Annotated in this window: 15 protein-coding genes; 9 read left to right on the top strand and 6 right to left on the bottom strand. The window is 64.7% G+C overall.

The window, feature by feature from the left end:
- Nucleotides 1-6 precede the first annotated feature (6 nt).
- Nucleotides 7-1,215: an efflux RND transporter periplasmic adaptor subunit gene (locus HB634_RS14180; protein ID WP_063571335.1), complete on the bottom strand. Its 1,209-nt coding sequence runs from the start codon at nucleotides 1,213-1,215 to the stop codon at nucleotides 7-9.
- A gap of 194 nt (nucleotides 1,216-1,409) precedes the next feature.
- On the opposite strand from HB634_RS14180, the gene HB634_RS14175 reads away from it, so the two are divergent.
- Both HB634_RS14175 and HB634_RS14170 read left to right on the top strand, forming a co-directional pair.
- Nucleotides 1,410-2,393: a LysR family transcriptional regulator gene (locus HB634_RS14175; protein WP_213949013.1), complete on the top strand. Its 984-nt coding sequence runs from the start codon at nucleotides 1,410-1,412 to the stop codon at nucleotides 2,391-2,393.
- Between the two features lie 86 nt (nucleotides 2,394-2,479).
- Nucleotides 2,480-3,589, top strand: coding sequence for a serine hydrolase (locus HB634_RS14170; protein WP_213949012.1), 1,110 nt, complete (start codon nucleotides 2,480-2,482; stop codon nucleotides 3,587-3,589).
- Here HB634_RS14170 and HB634_RS14165 read toward each other — a convergent pair.
- Nucleotides 3,562-5,154, bottom strand: a complete 1,593-nt coding sequence (locus HB634_RS14165) for a winged helix-turn-helix domain-containing protein (protein WP_213949011.1) — start codon at nucleotides 5,152-5,154, stop codon at nucleotides 3,562-3,564. The two genes, HB634_RS14170 and HB634_RS14165, sit on opposite strands and share 28 nt — an antisense overlap.
- 15 nt (nucleotides 5,155-5,169) lie before the next feature.
- On the bottom strand, nucleotides 5,170-5,964 hold the full coding sequence (locus HB634_RS14160; protein WP_063571868.1) for an undecaprenyl-diphosphate phosphatase: 795 nt from the start codon (nucleotides 5,962-5,964) through the stop codon (nucleotides 5,170-5,172).
- A gap of 122 nt (nucleotides 5,965-6,086) precedes the next feature.
- Between HB634_RS14160 and HB634_RS14155 the strand changes: the two genes are divergently transcribed.
- Genes HB634_RS14155 through HB634_RS14145 form a run of 3 tightly spaced genes read left to right on the top strand, consistent with a single transcriptional unit; the run spans nucleotide 6,087 to nucleotide 10,576 of the window.
- Nucleotides 6,087-7,604, top strand: coding sequence for an efflux transporter outer membrane subunit (locus HB634_RS14155; RefSeq protein ID WP_063571869.1), 1,518 nt, complete (start codon nucleotides 6,087-6,089; stop codon nucleotides 7,602-7,604).
- Entirely contained in the window at nucleotides 7,601-9,022 is a 1,422-nt protein-coding gene (locus HB634_RS14150) for an HlyD family efflux transporter periplasmic adaptor subunit (RefSeq protein WP_213949010.1), read from the top strand. Before HB634_RS14155 ends, HB634_RS14150 begins: the two co-directional genes overlap by 4 nt.
- A 3-nt stretch (nucleotides 9,023-9,025) precedes the next feature.
- Nucleotides 9,026-10,576 carry a DHA2 family efflux MFS transporter permease subunit gene (locus HB634_RS14145; RefSeq protein WP_213949009.1) on the top strand — a complete coding sequence of 517 codons (1,551 nt, stop codon included), beginning with the start codon at nucleotides 9,026-9,028 and terminating at the stop codon, nucleotides 10,574-10,576.
- A 98-nt stretch (nucleotides 10,577-10,674) separates the two neighbouring features.
- Here the strand turns inward: HB634_RS14145 and acpA are convergent, their stop codons facing one another.
- From acpA to HB634_RS14130, 3 genes are all read right to left on the bottom strand, one after another.
- A complete protein-coding gene (acpA, locus tag HB634_RS14140; RefSeq protein WP_213949008.1) occupies nucleotides 10,675-12,363 on the bottom strand; it encodes an acid phosphatase in 1,689 nt (562 codons plus the stop codon).
- A gap of 130 nt (nucleotides 12,364-12,493) precedes the next feature.
- Complete coding sequence (locus tag HB634_RS14135; RefSeq protein WP_213949007.1) at nucleotides 12,494-14,053, bottom strand: DUF4034 domain-containing protein; 1,560 nt, start codon at nucleotides 14,051-14,053, stop codon at nucleotides 12,494-12,496.
- A 19-nt stretch (nucleotides 14,054-14,072) separates the two neighbouring features.
- Nucleotides 14,073-15,221 carry a hypothetical protein gene (locus HB634_RS14130; protein WP_213949006.1) on the bottom strand — a complete coding sequence of 383 codons (1,149 nt, stop codon included), beginning with the start codon at nucleotides 15,219-15,221 and terminating at the stop codon, nucleotides 14,073-14,075.
- 105 nt (nucleotides 15,222-15,326) lie between these two features.
- Here HB634_RS14130 and HB634_RS14125 point away from each other — a divergent pair, with 105 nt between their 5' ends.
- From HB634_RS14125 to HB634_RS14110, 4 genes are all read left to right on the top strand, one after another.
- A complete protein-coding gene (locus HB634_RS14125) occupies nucleotides 15,327-16,139 on the top strand; it encodes a hypothetical protein (protein WP_213949005.1) in 813 nt (270 codons plus the stop codon).
- Nucleotides 16,132-16,827, top strand: a complete 696-nt coding sequence (locus HB634_RS14120; protein ID WP_213949004.1) for an alpha/beta hydrolase — start codon at nucleotides 16,132-16,134, stop codon at nucleotides 16,825-16,827. Before HB634_RS14125 ends, HB634_RS14120 begins: the two co-directional genes overlap by 8 nt.
- 172 nt (nucleotides 16,828-16,999) lie before the next feature.
- Entirely contained in the window at nucleotides 17,000-18,412 is a 1,413-nt protein-coding gene (gene glnA, locus HB634_RS14115; RefSeq protein ID WP_046965754.1) for a type I glutamate--ammonia ligase, read from the top strand.
- A gap of 154 nt (nucleotides 18,413-18,566) precedes the next feature.
- Nucleotides 18,567-19,754 carry a porin gene (locus HB634_RS14110; RefSeq protein ID WP_213949003.1) on the top strand — a complete coding sequence of 396 codons (1,188 nt, stop codon included), beginning with the start codon at nucleotides 18,567-18,569 and terminating at the stop codon, nucleotides 19,752-19,754.
- The last annotated feature ends 2 nt before the right edge of the window (nucleotides 19,755-19,756 follow it).

Here is a 19,756-nt window from a genome sequence, read left to right as displayed (position 1 = left end):
GAGGAATCAGTCCTGGGTCTTCGCCACGCTGTCGACGCCGGCGGGACGGGCGGCGGCGACGTTACGCGCGCTTTCCGGCACCAGCGAGGCCATCGCCACGCGCTTCGCATTCACTTCCACGCCCGGGCGCACGCGCTGCAGGCCGTTCACGACCACGACGTCCTCGGCGTTGAGGCCGGAGTCGACCACGCGCAAGCCATCCACAAGGGCACCGGTCGATACGCGGCGGTATTCCACCTTCTTGTCCTTGCCGACGACGTAGACGAACTTGTTACCGAGGTCGGTACCCACAGCCTTGTCGTCGATCAGGGCGCGCGGCTGGGTGTTGCCGCTACGCAGTTCGACGCGCGCGAACAGGCCGGCGGTGTACTCGCCGTCGGTGTTCGGGAACACGGCGCGCAGACGGATCGTGCCGGCACCGGCGCGAATCTGGTTGTCGACGAAGTCGATCTTGCCGATGTGCGGATAGCCCTGTTCGTCGGCCAGACCCATTTCCACGTCGGGCGCATGGCCACTGGCGCGGCGCAGGCGATCGAGCTTGAGGAAGGTCTGCTCGTCCACGTCGAAGTAGACATACATCGGGTCGACGGTGACGACGCTGGTCAGCGTGTCGGTCGGGGTGACGAGGTTGCCGGCGGTGATCTGGGCATTGCTGACCTTGCCGTCCACGGGGGCGCGAACCTCGGTGAAGGAAAGATTGAGGCGGGCGTTATCCAGCGCTGCCTGTACCGAAGCGACCTGCGCCTTGGCGCTGGCGGCGGCGGTATCGAGACGGTCGGCTTCTTCCTGAGACACGGCGTGCTGCTGGACCAGCTTGCTGCCGCGGGCCGCATTGGCGTCCGCATTCTTCGCTTCCGCCCTGGCCTGGGCGAGGTTGGCGGCAAGGCGGTCAGTCTCGGCGCGGTACGGGCGGGGGTCGATGGTGAAGAGCAGGTCGCCCTTCTTCACGGCGGCGCCCTCGCGGAAATGCACCGAGTCGACGTAGCCGCTGACACGCGGCTTGATCTGGATCGTATCCACCGCCTGGATGCGGCCGGTGAACGCGTTGGCATCGGAGACGGGACGCAGCAACACCTGGGCCACGGTGACTTCCGGTGCGGGCTTGGCGGCGGCGGGCTCGGCGGCGTGCGTCGGCGAGCTGCCGGCGCTGAGCCAGAGCGCCGAAGCGATCGCGACCGCGAGCGCGGACGAACCGAACAGGAGTTTCTTCTTCATGACGATGTCCTGAGAGCTTGATAAGTAGGCGGGAAAGTCGTGCGGCGGTGCAGGATGCAACCTCAACCTTGGTTGAGATCAAGCCGGTCCGTCTCAGGGGGCGTAATCTAAGTCTTGCTCGTCAAGGCTTAAATGGGTCTACAATCATCGCGCCTGTGATTCACAGTCACGAATGAAGACCCCCGGAGTCCGCGATGGAAGACTTTTCCGCTATCAGCGTTTTTGTGCGCGTGGTTGAGGCCAAGAGCTTTTCTTCCGCAGCGCAGCATCTTGAGATGACGCCGTCGGGTGTCAGTCGGGCGATTTCCCGCCTGGAGGAAAGCCTCGGTGCCCGGCTCTTTTTTCGCTCGACGCGTTCACTGCGTTTGACCGACGATGGCTCCGCGTTCTACGCACGTTGCAAGGAGATCCTCGCCGATCTGACCGAGGCCACCGAAGCCTTGGGGTATGCGAAAACGAAGCCTGCGGGCAAGCTCAGGGTGGCGGCGTCGTCCGCTGTCGGGCGTGCGGCGCTCATCCCGAACCTCGCCGAATTCGAGGCAAAGTTTCCCGATATCCGCCTCGAGCTGACCATGTGCGACTTCCCGTTCGACCTGAACGAGGAAGGATTCGATTGCGCCATTCGCATGGGTGAGCTGGCCGATTCCAGCCTGATCGCGCGCAAGATCGGTCATTTCAGCAACGTACTCTGTGCCTCGCCGGCCTACCTGGCCCGCCACGGCGTGCCGACGACCATCGAACACCTGAAGACCCATCGCACGGTCAATTTCGTCCACCCGAGCACGGGCAAGCCGTCCCAGTGGCAGTTCGACTCCCCGAGTGGTCGCGTCGCCGTGGACGTGGATGCCCACATGATGATCAACGACGGCGAATCGGTGATCCAGGCGGCCATTGCCGGTCTGGGCATCATCCAGGCACCCCATTGCCTCGCTGCGAGCGCGCTCGACAAGGGCCTGCTCGAGATCATCATGACGGACACGATCTCCACCGGCTCCAACCTCTGGATCGTCTACCCGCAGAAGCGCCACCTCTCGGCGCGCGTGCAGGCCTTCATCGAGTGGACCAGTGAGCTGTTCCAGCGCACCAGCACGCCGCAATGCCAGATCGTGCAGCAGCAGATGGCCGAGCTGGAAAGGATCCGCAGGGGCGAGCCGGCGCGTATCGCGGCGGTGGCGTAAGCGAGACTTCACAAAACTTCACCCGGACGTCAGGCGCTTCATGACGCAAGGCAGTCCACTCGGGGCTCTTCCCAAGGAGCCCCACCATGCGCCGCACCTTTGCCGCCCTGATCCTCGTCGCCGCCTTCCCGGTCGCGGCCAGCCAATACCAGCCGCCCGTAGCCTCCCCTGACGGCTGGTCAGTCGCCGACGCCGCGAAGCTTGGCTGGGACACCGCCACGCTCGCCAGCCTCGACGACAAGATGGTCGACGGCAGCTTCAAGCAGATCACCAGCGTGCTGGTGGTCGACCACGGCCAGCTGGTCTACGAGCACTATTTCAACGACGGCTCGGCCGACCTGCTCAACGACGTCCGCTCGGCCAGCAAGAGCCTGACGGCCATGCTCGTCGGCGCCGCCATCCAGCGCGGGGCGATCCGTGACGTGTCGGCCCCCGTGTACGCATACTTTCCCGAGATTTCCATCGCTCATCCGGACCCGCGCCGGGCGGCGATCACCCTCGAAGACCTCATCACGATGAGCTCGATCCTCGAGTGTGATGACGAGAATGAATTCTCCGCCGGTAACGAGGAGCGCATGTACGTCTCCGAACGCTGGCTGGACTTCGCCCTGAACATCCCGATTCGCGGTTACGCGCCCTGGGTCACCCGTCCGAAGGATTCGCCGTATGGGCGCACATTCTCCTACTGCACCGCCGGTGCCTTCCTGGCCGGCGCCGTGGTGGAGCGGGCGACGAAGATGCCGCTGGCCCGGTTCGCGCACGAAGCGCTGGAACAGCCGCTGGGCATCACCCAGGTGAAGTGGAATACCTCGAGTGAGGGCGTCGGCATGGGCGGAGGCGGCACGCGATACCGGTCCCGCGACCTCGCCAGAATCGGCCTGCTCGCTGCCGATGGCGGTCGGTGGCATGGCAAGCAGGTGCTGCCGAAGGCGTGGGTGACCACCATGCTGACGCCCCATGCCCAGGCTCGCGACGATGCGGACTATGGCTACCTGTGGTGGCAGTTCCGCTTCCCGATAAGCGGTGTGGAAACGAAGGTCTGGGCCATGAGCGGCAACGGCGGCAACTATGTGTTCGTCCTGCCCGAACGCGGCCTGGTCACCGTCGTCACCAGCAAGGCTTACAACAAGAGCTTCGCCCACCCCCAGTCCCAGGCCATCTTCCGCGATTACATTCTTAAGTCCCTGCCGCGCTGATTGCTTTCCTGCATAAGCTGCCGGGTTTTCAGGTCGGCGGGGCACCAGGGCGCCGCAAGCACCCTTTCCCGTTCCGCCGTGACCCGGCGATCGATAGCAGCGAGCACCGCCTCGAAAGCCGGATCCCCGGCGATGGAGGCGAACAAGGGCGAGGCGCGGAGGTAGCCCGCGTCTCGCCACCCCTTGTCCACCGCGTCGGAAAGGGCGGCAATCGCACCGCGCCGATCGCCGGTTGCCTGCAGCAGGACCGCCAGTTCGAGCCGGCTGGATGGCCATGGGTCGTCAACCAGGCTGGAGCGGGTCTGCGCAATACGATCGGCGAGCCACGCCGGGCTGGCAGGAACGCGCCCATAGACGGCCGCGAGTGTCGTCTGGAGCCTTGAGTCGGGGCGAATCGCATGGGCTTCGGCGAACGCGTTGGCCGCGGCGACCGGGTCATTGCGACGCAGGGCGAGTTCGCCATCCAGCTGCGCCAGCTCAGCGCGCGGCGTACCCCGCGCCCGGGCCTGGTCCAGCGCCGCGCGCGCTTCGTCGAAGCGACCGTGCGCGAAAAGGAAGGCGGGCCAGGCAAGGTTGGAGAAAACGTTGTCTGGCGACAGTTCGAAGACGCGTCGATAACGGACCTCGGCCGCCGCGCCGAAACCGAGCAGTTCGTACTCGCGCGCGACCTGGACGTCGCGGAAACGTACGCGTGCCGGGTCGCCGTGCAGGTCGAGATTGGCTCGCAAGGCATCCGCCAGACGCCCTTGCTCCTGATACAGGTAGGCGGCCGACGAGCGGCTGGCGTCGTCGGAAGGTTCCAGTCGCACGGCTTGTTCGTATCCGGCGATAGCGCCGGAGATATCGCCAAGGCAATCGCGCGCATAGCCCAGTGCGGACCACGCGTCGGCGAGATCGGGCCGCAATGCGACGGCGCGCCCCGCCAGCCGTAACGCATCGCGCGCGTCATCCGCCCCGGTGTTGTAGAGACAGGTGCGTGCCGACCGCGTCCGACTCGCACCGGTCAGCGCGTCGGCATCGTCGGGGGCCTCGTGCAAGGCACCGTCGTAGAGGGCGAGCGCGCGTTCGTTGTTTTCGCGCTGGCCCATGGCGGCATACCAATGGGCGCGCTGGAGAAGTTCCTCTTGCGCGGTCGGTACTGGCTTCTGTTCGCGGCCAAGGAAACCGGCACCCAGCGCGACGGCGGCCAGTACGCCAACGGCGGCGAGTGCCGGCCAGATCGCATGCCGTCGCGGCGCGATTTCCTCGGCGAGAGGTTCGGGCGGCGCACCCAGCTGGTATCCGCGTCCGCGCACGGTGCGGATATAGCGTGGCTGGCGCGCATCGTCACCCAGCGCCTGACGCAGCAGGCGAACGCGCTGGGTCACGGTTTCCTCGTTCACCACGGCGGGCGCCCAGACGACCTCCATCAGCTCGTCGAAGCCAACGACGCGATCGCCGCGTTCGATCAGGCACGCCAATAGCTGGAAACTGAGTCCGGCCACATCGAGCGCGATGTCACCGCGCTCCACCCGCTGGCGCGCGAGGTCGATCGTCAGATCGAGCAGCCGGTAGCGGGTGTTCATGGCCGGGCCGGTGACTCAACCACCCGCAGGAAGCAGAAGCAACAGCGCGATGCCGAGGATGATGCGATACACGGCGAACACGGTGAACTTGTGCGAGCGGATGTAACCGAGCAGCCACTTCACCGCGACGAAGGCGACGAGCGTGGAGACGACGAAAGCGACGCCGAGTCCGGTCCAGTCTTCGCCGGCGGCACCGCCCTGCCTGAAGGTCTTCAGCAACTCGTAGCCCGTGGCGGCGTACATGGTCGGAATGCCGACAAGGAAGGCGAACTCGGTGGCGGCCGCGCGGTTACTGGTGCCCGCAAGCATGGCGACGAAGATCGTCGACGCGGAGCGCGATGTACCCGGGAAGATGCCCGCAACAATTTGCGCCAGGCCAACCAGGATCGCCACGCGCCACGTGATCGCCACCTGGTCGGGACGGTGCATCGCGACCTTCTCGGCCGCAATCATCCAGATGCCGCCGATGATCAACGCCCAGGCAATCGGGGTGATCGTCTCCGGCAGTTTGAAACCGAGTTTGGTCACGACCAGGCCGAGGGCTGCCGTGATGAGGAACGCCACGGCGAGCTTCATGACGTAGTCGCGCGTCTCCGGGCGCCGCCAGTTCTGGACCATGCTCCACAGGGTGCGCCAGTAAATGAAGGTCACCGCGAGGATGGCGCCCGCCTGGATCGCTACGTTGAACAGGTCCGAGCGCGCGCCGAGCCAGCGCTCTGCGATGAGCAGGTGACCGGTGCTGGAGACGGGAAGGAACTCGGTGATCCCTTCGACGATGCCGAGGAGGATGGCGCTGATCAGGTCGTTCACTGGCTAAGCATTCCGGGCGAGGGGACGGCGCATAGCTTAGCCGCTGACGGCCACCGTCACGCGGTGCGCACGCGGTGCGCTGATATTTTTCACCGTCGTAAGCAGCCTTCACCTGGAATGCCATGGCGTCCTCCCCAAGCCGGTTCCGTCGCCGATGCGGCGGTGTCCGTATCGCCGTTCTCGGCACCGCCCTGTTCGTCGCCGCCTGCGCGCCAGCGGTGCGCCCGCCTGCCTTCGCGCCTCGGGAGGAGGTGCCGATCGCCGGCTTGCCTACGACCCAGGCCGGTTGGCCGCAGCCGGAGTGGTGGAAGCGTTACGGCGACGCACAGCTCGATCGGATCGTCGATATCGCCATGCGTGGCTCGCCGGACCTGGAGCAGGCCGAGGCACGCTATCGCACGGCGACGCGCGCGGTGGATTCCGCGCGGGCCGATCTGAACCCGCAGGTGCGCGGCTTGCTCAGTGGGACCCACGGATACAGCGATGTCGCCGTCAAAGGCGACGTGCCGGGTGCAGCCGGCAGCGCCCAGAGCTTCCAGCTCAACCCTGGCAAGAGCTGGAGCAACAGCGGGGCAGCCGGCGCGCTGGCCACCTGGGATCTCGACATCTGGGGCAAGCAGAAGGACGCCGTATCCGCTGCCGTCGGCCAGGCCCGTGCCGCTGAAGCAGAGCGCGCGTCGGCGGCGACGTCGCTGCAGTACAACGTGGTCAACACCTATTACGACTGGCAGGCGCAGCAGGCGCGGCTCCAGGTCGCCCGGCACGCGGCGGACAGCTCGGCGCAATACCGCGAGCTGGTCGAGCTACGTGTGCACGCCGGCCTCGACGATCCCACCTCGCTCGACCAGGCCGATGGCCAGCTCGCCCAGCAGCGACGCGCTGTGGCCCAGCTCGAAGGCGCGGCGAGCCTCGACCTCGTGCAGTTGGCCGCGCTTGCCGGCGTCTCGCCCAAGGATCTCGGCACGCTCACGCCGTCTCCCCTGCCGACGCCCGACACCACGCTGCCCGCCGACGCGCGGTTGGGCTTGCTGGCGCGGCGTCCCGATATCACCGCCGCCCGTTGGCAGATCGAGGCCTCCTCGAAGAACATCGACCAGACCCGTAAGGCTTACTACCCCGACGTGAGTCTCACGGGACTGGCGGCCTTCCTGCGGACCTATCCGGATCTTGGGTCGGGCACGCGTACCGACCTGAAGCTCGCAAACATCGGTCCGTCCATCCAGCTACCAATCTTCAGCGGTGGACGCCTTCGCGCCCAGTTCGAGAGCGCCCAGGCGCAGCTCGACACCGCCGTGGCGCAATACGACGGTGCCGTCGTGCAGGCGGCCGGCCAGATTGCCCAGAGCGTCACGACCCTGCAGATGCTCGACGACCAGCGCGTGCAGGTAGACCGGCAGTACGACGCCAGCGCGGCCCAGCGGACCAAGGCGGCCGACCGTCGCTCGAAAGGTCTGATCGACGATCGCACCTGGCTCAACGCCGACATGCAGCTCGACCAGCAGCGCGACGCGCGCCTGCAGCTCACCAGCCAGATGCTTTCGGCAAACCTTTCCCTCATCCACGCGCTCGGCGGCGGTTACTACGCTGACGACGCTCCCGCTCTTCCGGCTGGCAACACCGGCAAGGACTCCCCGCGATGACCCCAGAAAACGACGAGCCGCGCGACGACGGCGAAACCGGCACCGCGCCGCTGCCTTTCAAGTATCGCTACAAGTACCTGCACAAGTACGGTGACGAGTCGCCGCGCGGCGAGCGTGACGAGGAGAAGCACGACGAGAAGGAGGGCGACGACGACGGGGAAGACAAGGACGGCAAGGACAAGGAGAAAGACGGCAAGGACAAGGATGGTAAAGACAAGGACGGCAAGGACGACGACAAAAAAGAAGACCCGAAAGCCAAGCGCAAGAAGGTCATCGTCCTCTCCATCATTGCCGCGGTCTTCATCCTCGCCGCCCTGGGCTGGTTGCTGTTCTATATCTTCGTGCTCTCCAAACGCGAGACCACCGATGACGCTTACGTACAAGGCGACATGGTGACGATCTCATCGCGTGTTGCCGGTACCGTCATCGAGGTGGACGCCGAGGAAACCGAGCGTGTCCATGCAGGCCAGGTGCTGATCAAGCTCGACCCCGTGGATGCCAACGTTGCCCTGATGAACGCGGAGGGCCAGCTCGCGCAGGCCGTACGCGAGGCCCAGGCAAAGATGCAGCAGGCCAACCAGGCCGACGCCGCGATCCCGCAGCGGCGTGCCCAGTACGAGCAGGCGCGCGACGAATACAACCGTCGCCATCCGCTGCTTGAGCGCCGTGCCGTATCCGCCGAGGAAGTCGATAGCGGCAAGCGCCAGATGGAACAGGCGAAGGCCGCACTGGACGCCTCCGAGCGCGAAGCGGCAGCGGCGCATGCGCAGGTCGACGGCACCACCGTCGATACCTATCCGGCGGTGATCCAGGCGCGTTCCCAGTTCCGTAACGCGTGGGTCAACAACGGCCGCAACGCCATCGTTTCGCCGATCGAAGGTTATGCCGCGCGCCGCCAGGTGCAGGTGGGCCAGCGCATCCAGGCAGGCCAGGATCTGCTCACCGTCGTGCCGTTGTCGGACCTGTGGGTGGACGCGAACTTCAAGGAGACGCAGCTCGAGCACATCCGCATCGGTCAGCCGGTAAAGATCACCACGGACATGTATTCCGACGTGGAATATCACGGCAAGGTGATCGGCCTTAACGCCGGCACGGGCAGTGCGTTCTCATTGCTCCCGGCCGAGAACGCCACCGGTAACTGGATCAAGGTGGTTCAGCGCCTGCCGGTACGCATTGCGATCGATGCCGAGGACCTGCGCAAGCATCCGCTGCGCATCGGCCTGTCCACCGACGTCAACGTCGATACGCACGACCGCGATGGTCGCGTGTTGTCCGATACCGCTCGCGGCAAGCCGTTGGCAAGCACGAATGTCTATGAGCAGGAGATGGGCGAAGCTGACCAGCACGCCGAGGAAATCATCCGCGCCAACACCGTGGATGCGACCCCGAAGCCGGTCCCGGCCAAGCGCGGCGGTTGATCGATGGCAGGGCAGAACGGCAACGGCGCATCGAGACCACCGCTGACCGGTGGTGCGCTCGTGTTGCTCACCGCGGGCGTGGCACTGGCCACCTTCATGGAGGTGCTCGATATCTCCATCGTCAATGTGTCGGTGCGAACCATCGCCGGCAATGTCGGCGTGAGCAGCAACGAAGGCACCATGGCCATCAGTGCCTACTCGATGGCAAGCGCGGTCATGCAGCCCCTGACCGGTTGGGTCGCGCGTCGCTTCGGTGAAGTGCGTACGTTCATGATCTCGGTCACACTGTTCGTCGTGTTCTCGGCGCTTTGCGGGTTCTCGACGAGCATGCCGATGCTGATCGTCTTTCGCCTGTTGCAGGGCGCTGTCTCGGGCCCCATGGTGCCGCTGTCGCAGACCCTGTTGCTCAACAATTATCCCGTGGCGAGACGACCCATCGCGTTGGCGCTATGGGCCATGACCGTCGTTGTCGCGCCGGTGTTCGGACCCATCCTCGGCGGTTGGATCACCGATAACTATCATTGGTCGTGGATTTTCTTCATCAACATCCCGGTCGGCATCTTCGCTGTTGTCGTCACTTATGCGCTGCTGCGTGATCGCGAGTCGAAAGTGGTCAAGATGCCGATCGACGCGATCGGACTGTTCCTTCTGGCCGTGGGTGTGGGCTGCCTGCAGTTCATGCTCGATAACGGCAACGACGACGACTGGTTCACTTCGAAGACCATCGTCGTGTTGGCCATCGTATCGCTGGTCTGCATCACCTTTCTCATCGCCTGGGAGCTCATGCACAAGCACCCCGTGGTGGAACTGCGACTACTGGGAAGACGAAACTTCTTCGTCGGTGTGCTCTGTCTTTCGCTGGGCATGTTCGCCTTCTTCGGCGGTACCGTCGTCATGCCGATGTGGGTGCAGGAGGTCCTTGGTTACACGGCGACCTGGGCCGGCTTCGTCGTCGCGCCCATCGGCATCCTTGCGATCGTGCTGTCGCCCATCGTCGGCGTGTTCCAGAGCAAGTTCGATCTGCGTCTGCTGAACACCATCGGCTTTGCGGTGTTCGCGGGTGCATCGTTCTACATGTCCGCGCTGAGTACGAATGCCGCCTACAGCGACATGGCCCTGCCGCGTCTTTGCATGGGTGCGGGCATCGCCCTGTTCTTCGTGCCGGTGAACCAGATCATCCTTTCGGGCATGCCGGACGACGAAGTGGCCAGTGCGTCAGGCCTGTCGAATTTCTTCCGGACGCTGGCGGGCAGCATCGCTACGGCAGTGAGCACCACGATGTACTCGCATCGAACGACTTACCACCACGCCGTGCTAGCGGAAAATGTCAGCGCCGGAAGCCGAACGACGACCGAATACCTGGACCGGTTCCAGGCGCTGGGTGTGCAGGGGCCGACCGCGAACGCCGCGCTCAACCGTATCGTCGACCTGCAGGCTGCGACGCTGGCGGTGAACGATGTGTTCTTCGGGTTCGCGCTGATTTTTCTGGTCGCGATGGTGGCGATCTGGTTTGCGAAGCCGCCGTTTGCATCGGGTGGTACGCCGGGGCATTGAGGGGCGTGCCTGGCGCTGAGGGGTCGGGTTATCGCCGCTGAAGCGGCTCCCACAACGAGCTAAGCGCCTCCTGTGGGAGCCGATTCATCGGCGATGCTCTAACCGACCGCCGGAAAATCCAGCGTCTCCGTAAGATCACCCGCCGCCGGTCCACCCGCCGCAACCATCGCATCCTCTCGCATCTTCAACCCCGGCAACTTCTCCAGCTTGAACCGCCGCGTCAGCAACCGCGCAATCGAGCCCGTGTCGTAGATCGTATGCTCGACATGCCCCTTCTTCGCATACGGCGAGACCACCAACGCCGGAATACGCGTACCCGGTCCCCAACGATCGCCCTTCGGCGGAGCGACGTGGTCCCACCAGCCACCGTTCTCGTCGAATGTGACGATGACGAGCATGTCCTTCCACTGTGGACTCGAGCGCAGCGCATGCACGACGCCCGCGATATGGCGGTCGCCAGCTTCGACGTCCGAATACCCGGCATGCATGTTGAGATCGCCCTGCGGTTTATAGAACGTCACGGGTGGCAGCTTGCCGGCGGCGACGTCGGCAAGGAACAGATTGGTCTTCGCCGTCTCACCCAGGCCACCGTCGCGCAGGTGCCGTTTGCGCGCCTCGGTACCCGGCGCGAGCGTGACGAAATAATTGAGCGGTTGGTGGTGCGGCTGGAAATTCGGCGTCTGCGGGAACTGCTTGTCGTCGCTATCGCCCTCGCCCTTGCCGTCCAGAGCGGCCTGGAAGCCACCGCCATACCAGGCCCAGTCCACGCCCTTCTCCGAGAGCACGTCACCGATGTGCTTGTGCTTCTGCGGAACCAGCGTGTTCGCACTCGTGGCGTCGGCGAGCAACGGATTCTTCGGATCGACGTTGAAGCCCGGCGAATAGGGCGGCCCGATGGTATTGACGGCGAAGAAGTCGGGCGTGAGCTGGCTGTGGTGAGCGAATTTCGGCTTGCCCTGCATGGCGCTGGCCGGGGACTCCTCCGCCATCTTCAGGCGATAGTCGAGCGGATCACCGCTCTCGGTCACCGCGATACCGAACTGCGAGGGACTCTTGTCTGCATCCGGATAGAACGGCGGCTGCGCGGCGACGAGATACTGGTGGTTGAGGAACGAGCCGCCGAAGGCACCCATGAAGAAGTTGTCGCACAGGGTGTACTGCTCGGCGAGGCGCCACAGGCGCAGATGCACCGGCGAGGACGCGTAGTGACCCATCGTCATCGCGCCGTTGTCGCCCCAGGCGACGAATCCGTCGTTCTTGCCGCCGTTGATCTGCAGCTGGTTGTTGTAGAAGGCGTGCACGAGATCGCGGGTGACCACGCCGTGCGGCAGCGGCGTGCCGTCTCCCGTGTGCAGGGCCCACGGCGCGTTCGGAAGGCCGGTGATGTCTTGCTCGCCGACCTTGTAAGGCTTGTGGTCGACCACCTGCTGGTGCGGTACAAGGCCGCCCCATATCGGCGGCAGCGTCGTCAGCGGCTTTCCATCGCGGTCGCGCTGCAGGTAACGCTCCGGAGGCACGGCACCCAGCGGCTGCTGAAGTCCCGGGAACTCGGCAAACAGGTTATTGAAGCTACGATTTTCCGCGTAAATCACGACAACGTGCTGTACGTGCTTTTCCAGCAGCGCGTCGAGTTCCTTGCCGCCCGGCGCAGGCGCAAGTCCTTTCGATTCGCCAGCGGCGACCTCGGCCACCCCACCCAGCGCAAGCACCGCGCCGGTCGTGGCAATGCCGCCCAGCAGGCGGCGTCGGCCGGCATCCGGCGTGTCGTTCTCGGTTTTCTTCGTCATGGATGGATTCGCGATGGCAGGGGTGGGCGCGAGCTCCTGAGGGGGAGAGCTCGATTACGGCTGTACCGGCAGGGTAATCGATGTGTGTTTCAGGCAAAACCTTTCCCTGGGCAGCCGCGGGGCGATGCGATCAGCCCGTCGAGGGCTCCGGGTTCGCCGCAAGCCACGCACGGATCTCCGATGCGGGACCCTGCTGGTCAGCATCGTTCCCGAAGCGAGTGAGGAAGTCCTTGGCCGAGCGATAGCGATTAGGGCTGTTCGTGTCCTTGTCCACGCACGCGCGAATGACGTAACCGTCGGGGTTGGCGGGATTGTGTTGGATCAATTCGTCGGCGATCGCGCCGGCCTTCGCGTAGTTCCTGCCTTCGTGCGAATAGAAATCGCCGAGCGTCGCCAGGACCCAGTCATCGGCGCCATGTTCCGTCGCATACACCAGAAGAGGCTCCGCCAACGCCGGCTCGTGGAGGCGACGCAGCGCGACGCCCGCACTTCCGGTGACCTCAACGGAGCGCGGATGTTCGTGTGTGGCGCGGATGAGTTCCGCCTTCGCCCATTCTCGGTAGTAGCCTTTGCTACCCAGGTTGCCGACGACGTAGAGTGCGTCGTCCTGCGAGTTATCGAATCTCAGCGCCTCCACCGCCAGCACGAAGGCTTCTTCGCGCTGCCCGGCGCGGTTGGCGTCTGCGGCAAGCTGGCTGAAGTCGTGGCCCGTGGCTACGTCACTAGCCAGCGAAAGATATCCGTCGTCAGCCGGTGGGGTGAGGTTCCCGTCCGTCGCGGCCTGAATACGCGCATGGCTTGCCGCGACCCAGAGCAGAGGCGTGTGCTCGGCAGCGGCGGCTGCCTCCTTGGCTTGTTGGTCGACCCAGGCCGCGCTGCCACCCCACTTCCTGCCGGTGAAACTGGCCTGGTCGAGGCGTAGGACGAAATTGTTCGGTTGCACGACATGCCCGCGTTCGATAGCCGCCGTCGCATAGCGACGATCGCCGACCAGTACGCCCATGCGAAGCATGTCGGCGTAGATCGTCGGAACGACCGGCGACATGGCCGCCGCACGATCCAGGTCGCGACGTGCGAACGCCGCCAGCTGTCGTGCTGCGCGCCATTGTTCCTCGCGGGTTTTCGATGCGAGATCGGCGCCGCGCGCCTCAAAGGCCGCCCGCTGGTACTGCATGCCGCTGGCTGCCACGGCGAAGACGCTATCTGGCCGCTGGTGCATCCAGGCATCGATGGCTGCGCGCATTTCCGGGTCGGCATCATCAAAGCCCGCACGGTTTACTGCCTGATCGAAGATGGCCGGATACCGGGCGTCGTGCATCTGCATTTGCAGGTAGCCGGCCAGGATGCGGTCGACTTCGGCGCCTTTGCCGGCGGCGATAAGCGAACGGAATCCCTTGATATCCGCCATTTCGGTAAGGCGGTATCGGCAATACGCGGCCACGCCGTCCGCATGCCAATGCGAGCCGGGCGGGTCGGGCATGTGCAGACAGCGCTCGATCGGGTCGGCGATCTTCGAGGCCGATTGCACCTGCGTCATAAACGCCTCGAAAGCCGACGAGGCCGTGGCCTGGCCCTGACCACTCGCGCGCGTCGCCGCCGGTGGCTGCCAGACCTTTGAAGCGGCAAGCGCTGCGACGGCCAGCAATAGCCCGCCCAACAGAAGAGCGCGTCGATTTCCCTGCTTGATCATATCCATCCCTTTGTCGCCTTTAAAATTCGCGTAGCCACTTCGCCGAGACGCGAGCGACATCGTCCGCTCCAGGGTGCTCGGCCGTTGCGCGTTTCAGCGCGGCCTTTGACCACTCGGCGTAACCGTTATGCCTGCCAACGGCACCGATGACCTCGAGGGCTTCCTCCTGTCCGCTATCGAACCGCAGGGCCTCGACGGCGAGAATCATGGCGGCGTCGCCGTCGCCTCCTAACCGACCCCAACTGGCAAGGTGGCCAAGGTCGCTTGCGGGGGCAACTTCGGGCAGATCGAATAGCGGTTTGCCGTCGTTCGGCGCACCACCGGCGTCTTCCTTGTCGATCGCGATGGACAGGCGACCGGCGACCACCCACATGAGTGGAAAGTGGTCGGCCAGCGCCGCGGCCTCCGCTCGCTGCTGTATCTGCGACTCGCGGCTGCCGCCTTGCTCCCCGCTCGCTACGCTGGCCTGGAGCAGCCGAAGGGAAAGGTTGCCGGGTTGCATCGCGAGTCCGCGCTGCGAGGCAGCTTGCGCGTAGGTCGTGTCCCCGGTCATGGCGCCGACGAGAAACATGTCTGCGTAGATCGAAGGTATGGCCGGCGTCATGGTGGCAGCACGGTCGAAGTCCGCGCGCGCGTTATCTACCGGTGGCGGGGTCGCCGTGCCGCCTCCGCGTTCCGCCTCCGCCCGGTACTGCATGCCGCTTGCGGCAAACGCGAAGGCGCTGTCCGGTCGCTGTCGCTTCCAGGCATCGATGGCCGACCGGGTCTTTTCACCGGCATCGTGGAAGCCTGCCGCGTACATCGCATGGTCGAGGCGCCCAGCAGCGGCCGGGTCATCCATCTGCGCGCGAAGGTAGCCGGCGAACTCGCGGTCCACGGTCGCGGCCTTGCCCTGCGCCATCAGTGCCTGGAACCGTGCCGGGGTCATCGTAGTTACGGCGTGGTAACGGCAGTAGGCAGCCACACCTGCGGCGTTCCAGTGGGTTCCCGGTGGATCCGGCATCTTCAGGCAGCGCTCCAGCGGATCGGCAATCGCCGAGGCCGTCGCGACGTGCTGCATGAAAGCTGCCAGAGGTGACGCGTCCTTGGGCAACCAGGGCGCCGCATGCGCCGCCCCGAAAGCCAGTGCGACCATTACGAACGCGCGTCGATATCCCTGCGATGCCATATCCATCCCCTGTCATGGTGTGCGTTGCCGCCTGATGATAGCCGTAGCCGGCGGGCAGGGGATGCGACACAATCCGCCGAAACCGAAGGGGCAGGGATGGACGCCATGACTCGATCGAAAGGAGGTCGCCGTTTCGCGGCTGTGCCATGGCGTCTCGCGACGACGGCGTCCATCGCCATCGTCGCCTACGCGGCGATGGACATGTGCCATGAAGTCCTTGGACACGGTGTGGCTACGTTGCTCGTGGTCGACGTGACCCCGGTATCGCTGACCACCGTCGCACTTAATTCGAGCGGCGCCATCAGCCGTTGGGTCGCTCTGGCCGGCCCACTGGCGAACGTTGTCCTGGGTGTGCTCGCGATTGCCTGGTTTCGTCGTCTCACGACATTCGGAACGGGAGCGTTCTTCCTCTGGCTATTCGCGACGGTCAACCTGCTCAATGGCACTGGCTACCCGATGTACTCGGGCATGCTCGATTTCGGCGATATGGCTGTCGTAATCGGAGGATGGGAGCCACGCGTGGTCTGGCGTGTCGGACTCGCCATATTGGGTGCTGCTGGCTATTACCTGTCGCTGCGCATCGCTTCGGTGTCGTTGGCCCTCCGGCTCGATGTCGGCGGCATGGCGCGTGAGGCCATCCCTCGCCTCACCTGGCCGTCCTACGTGGCCGGCAGCCTGCTGCTGGTTGCCGGTGCCGCGATGAACCCGATACCGAGCCTCGTTCTTCTGGCCGGAGTGAGCGGCGGTTTCGGCTGCATGCTCGGGCTGCTGTTCGTTCCGGCGCTGACCGACCCGGCGGCAGTCGGCGCGACTGGCGAAGAACCGTGGGGGGCGTCGTGGCCATGGATCATTGGCGCCGTGGTGGTTGCCGCGGCTTTCGTTTTCGGCATCGGGCCGGGCATCGCGCTGCATGCCTGAGCTGGTGCTTCTGCCCGGCATGGATGGCACCGGGACGCTCTTCGGGCCCTTCCTCGCAGCACTGGGCGACGTCACCCCGGCGCGCGTCATCCCATACCCGGCGAGCGGCACGACCAGCTACACGGAACTCACGGCCTGGGTTCGTGACCGTTTGCCTCATCGTGATTTCGTCTTGCTTGGCGAGTCGTTTGCCGGACCCGTAGCCGCGAGTCTGGCCGCGGAGCGGCCGGAGGGTCTTCGAGGACTCATCCTCTGTTCGACGTTTCTGCGTAACCCACGCCCGGTGGCACGTTATCTGTCGCCACTGATCGGCCTGCTCGGCGTCTCACGGGGATTCGCGCGGCTAGCCTCCCCCGCGCTTCTTGGACGGCGGCCCGGTGCCGATATCCGTAAGCAGTTCATCGAAGCGGTCGGTGACATGAACGCACCAACCCTGCGCGGGCGTTTACGGTCTGTTCTCTCGGCGGACGCGGGCACGACGCTTTCCGGCATCGACGTGCCGGTGCTCTGTCTGCGCGCCACACGAGACGTGCTCGTCCCGGCCTCCTCGGCCGAGTGGATGCGGCACGTCCTGCCTGGGGCGCGAATCGTTGATGTGGAAGGGCCGCACGGACTGCTGCAGGCCTCGCCTCAGGCCTGCGCCCGGCACGTGAGTGAATTCATCGACGGCTTGCCAGCGGGGACCTGACCAGGGGAATCCATGGTGCAAGCCATGTGCAAATGCACCACATTGGTGCATTTGCACATGGCCCTCGCCGCCGTTCTATGATGCGAAAGCTTGGTCCTGGCCGGTCCGTCGATGGCGGCTGCGCTGGCATAGCGATTGCTAAATGGACTCCGCCCACCTACCCGAGGTTTTTATGTCCGCCGCTTCGAAAGTGCTGAACCTGATCCAGGACGAGGAAATCGAGTTCGTTGATTTTCGCTTTGCCGACATCCTCGGCAAGCACCATCACACGACGTTTCCCGCTCACGCCATCGACGAGAGCACCTTCGAAGACGGCAAGATGTTCGACGGTTCGTCGATCGCCGGCTGGAAGGGCATCAATGAATCCGACATGGTGCTCATGCCGGATCCGGAAACCGCTCACCTCGATCCGTTCAGCGCCCACAAGCAGCTGATCCTGCATTGCGACGTGCTCGAGCCGAGCACCATGCAGGCGTACGGCCGCGATCCGCGCTCGATCGCCAAGCGCGCCGAGGCCTACCTGAAGTCGACCGGCATCGCCGATACCGCTTTCTTCGGTCCCGAGCCCGAGTTCTTCATCTTCGACTCGGTCCGCTGGCAGAACGACATGGGCCGCGTGTTCTACGAAATCGGCTCCGAAGAAGCCGCCTGGTCGTCGCGCTACAAGTACGACGGCACCAACACCGGCCACCGTCCGGGCGTGAAGGGCGGTTACTTCCCGGTTGCGCCTGTGGACAGCCTGGGCGACCTGCGCGCCGATATGTGCAAGGTGCTCGAGTCGCTCGGCCAGGTGGTTGAAGTGCACCACCATGAAGTCGCCAACGCGGGCCAGTGCGAAATCGGTACGCGCTTCAACACCCTGGTGAAGAAGGCCGACGAACTGATGACGATGAAGTACGTCATCAAGAACGTCGCCCACCAGGCCGGCAAGACCGTGACCTTCATGCCGAAGCCGATCGTCGGCGATAACGGCTCGGGTATGCACGTGCACCAGTCGCTGTCGAAGAATGGCGAGAACCTGTTTGCCGGCGACCTCTACGGTGGCCTGTCGCAGACGGCGCTGTGGTACATCGGCGGCATCTTCAAGCACGCCCGGGCCATCAACGCCTTCGCCAACTCGACGACGAACAGCTACAAGCGCCTGGTTCCGGGCTTCGAAGCGCCGGTGATGCTCGCCTACTCGGCGCGCAACCGCTCGGCCTCCTGCCGTATCCCGTACGTGTCGAGCCCGAAGGGCCGTCGTATCGAAATCCGCTTCCCGGATCCGATGCAGTCGGGCTACCTGACCTTCACCGTGCTGATGATGGCTGGCCTCGACGGCATCCTGAACAAGATCGACCCGGGTGCACCGGCCGACAAGGATCTCTACGACCTGCCGCCGGAAGAGGAGAAGAACATCCCGCAGGTCTGCGCCAGCCTCGATGAGGCGCTCGTCGCCCTCGACAAGGATCGCGAGTTCCTGAAGGCGGGCGGCGTGTTTACCGACGACTTCATCGACGGCTACATCGCGCTGAAGATGCAGGAAGTGACCCGCTATCGCGCAAGCACCCACCCGCTCGAGTTCCAGATGTACTACGCGATCTGATCGCGATCCAACTCGGGGTGAGGGAAGAGGGGCGCTTCGGCGCCCCTTTTTTTGCGCTCGATTCGAAGGGTTTAGCGAATTCCTGCGTGCGCGGTATAGTTCCCTACGAACTCTCAGCTGGTGCCGCCGGCTGATCCCTGGGAGGGGTACCTGCATGAAGAAGATCGTCCTCAGCGCCCTGGCGCTGATCGCGCCCGTGTTTGCGTCGGCTGCCGATGCGCCGGGCAATAACTACGACTGGCGCACTAATTGGCCGACACACTACGTATTCGCCGATGGCACGGACCTTGGCCTGTCCGTGAAGTACCAGTATGACGTCGATCGCTTCTCGCACGATGACGGTCTGTATGAGAACGCGCAGACGAATAGGCGCAAGGAATTCGGCTTCTTCATTCGCAAGAAAGGGGTATACGACGCCACTGTCGTATTCGACTTCCAGGCGAAGACCTGGCTCGACACATTCTTCCGCTTGCAGACCAAGGCGCTCTTCAACGACGACTACGGCGCGGTCCGCGTCGGCTTCATGAAGACGCCGGTCGGCTTCGAAGGCAATACCAGCACGGGCACCACATCGTTCCTGGAACAGTCGCTGCCGATGCAGGCGGTCTATGCGAATCGTCGCATCGGTATCGACTGGGCGCTGACCCGGAAGGCCTACCTCGTGCAGCTGGGTTACTACAACGGCGGCAACCTTCAAGGTGATGTCGACGGCCGGATGGTCGCCGGACGCGCGGCGTGGACCCCGTTGAACGATCCGGGCAACGTGCTCCATCTCGGCGGTTCGGTGTCGCGCGAAACGCCCTATGGCACGACCGACGGCCGCGACCGTTACACGCCACCTAACGTGCGCCTTCGCGCCTTGCCGGAAGCCGGGCTCACTACCCAGCGCCTGATCGACTCCGGCGTTCTGAGCGTGGCGGATCATGTCGACCGGCGTGGTCTCGAAGGGCTTTGGATCAACGGACCCTGGTCGGTGCAGAGCGAGTATCTGGACGCCAAAGTGAAGCTCGAGAACAAGCCGGCCTATGAGGCGCACGGCTGGTACGCCTTCGGAAGCTGGGTAGCCACCGGCGAATCGAGGACCTATAGCGGCGGCAACGTCTCCGACGTTTTGCCGAAGGGCCCCTGGGGCGCCCTGGAGTTCCTGATCCGTTACAGCACGCTCAATCTCGACGACGGCCCCACGTTGGGCGGCACGGAACACGACTGGACGTTCGGCACGAACTGGTACCTCACGAAGTACCTCAAGCTTCAAGGCAACTACGTCCGTGCGATCAGCGACCATCGCGACCTTCGTGTCGATCCCCATATCGTCGAGGTTCGCGCTCAGATCATGTTCTGACC

Origin of the sequence: Luteibacter sp. dw_328 (assembly GCF_018449605.1) — a bacterium.
Classification (GTDB): domain Bacteria; phylum Pseudomonadota; class Gammaproteobacteria; order Xanthomonadales; family Rhodanobacteraceae; genus Luteibacter.
This window is presented reverse-complemented; position numbering and strand designations above follow the sequence as displayed.

Excerpts from the sequence above, each read along its gene's own strand:
- HB634_RS14180 (WP_063571335.1), bottom strand. The coding sequence starts at position 1,215 with ATGAAGAAGAAACTCCTGTTCGGTTCGTCCGCGCTCGCGGTCGCGATC.
- HB634_RS14175 (WP_213949013.1), top strand. The coding sequence starts at position 1,410 with ATGGAAGACTTTTCCGCTATCAGCGTTTTTGTGCGCGTGGTTGAGGCC.
- HB634_RS14170 (WP_213949012.1), top strand. The coding sequence starts at position 2,480 with ATGCGCCGCACCTTTGCCGCCCTGATCCTCGTCGCCGCCTTCCCGGTC.
- HB634_RS14165 (WP_213949011.1), bottom strand. The coding sequence starts at position 5,154 with ATGAACACCCGCTACCGGCTGCTCGATCTGACGATCGACCTCGCGCGC.
- HB634_RS14155 (WP_063571869.1), top strand. The coding sequence starts at position 6,087 with ATGGCGTCCTCCCCAAGCCGGTTCCGTCGCCGATGCGGCGGTGTCCGT.
- HB634_RS14150 (WP_213949010.1), top strand. The coding sequence starts at position 7,601 with ATGACCCCAGAAAACGACGAGCCGCGCGACGACGGCGAAACCGGCACC.
- HB634_RS14145 (WP_213949009.1), top strand. The coding sequence starts at position 9,026 with ATGGCAGGGCAGAACGGCAACGGCGCATCGAGACCACCGCTGACCGGT.
- acpA (WP_213949008.1), bottom strand. The coding sequence starts at position 12,363 with ATGACGAAGAAAACCGAGAACGACACGCCGGATGCCGGCCGACGCCGC.
- HB634_RS14135 (WP_213949007.1), bottom strand. The coding sequence starts at position 14,053 with ATGATCAAGCAGGGAAATCGACGCGCTCTTCTGTTGGGCGGGCTATTG.
- HB634_RS14130 (WP_213949006.1), bottom strand. The coding sequence starts at position 15,221 with ATGGCATCGCAGGGATATCGACGCGCGTTCGTAATGGTCGCACTGGCT.
- HB634_RS14125 (WP_213949005.1), top strand. The coding sequence starts at position 15,327 with ATGACTCGATCGAAAGGAGGTCGCCGTTTCGCGGCTGTGCCATGGCGT.
- HB634_RS14120 (WP_213949004.1), top strand. The coding sequence starts at position 16,132 with ATGCCTGAGCTGGTGCTTCTGCCCGGCATGGATGGCACCGGGACGCTC.
- glnA (WP_046965754.1), top strand. The coding sequence starts at position 17,000 with ATGTCCGCCGCTTCGAAAGTGCTGAACCTGATCCAGGACGAGGAAATC.
- HB634_RS14110 (WP_213949003.1), top strand. The coding sequence starts at position 18,567 with ATGAAGAAGATCGTCCTCAGCGCCCTGGCGCTGATCGCGCCCGTGTTT.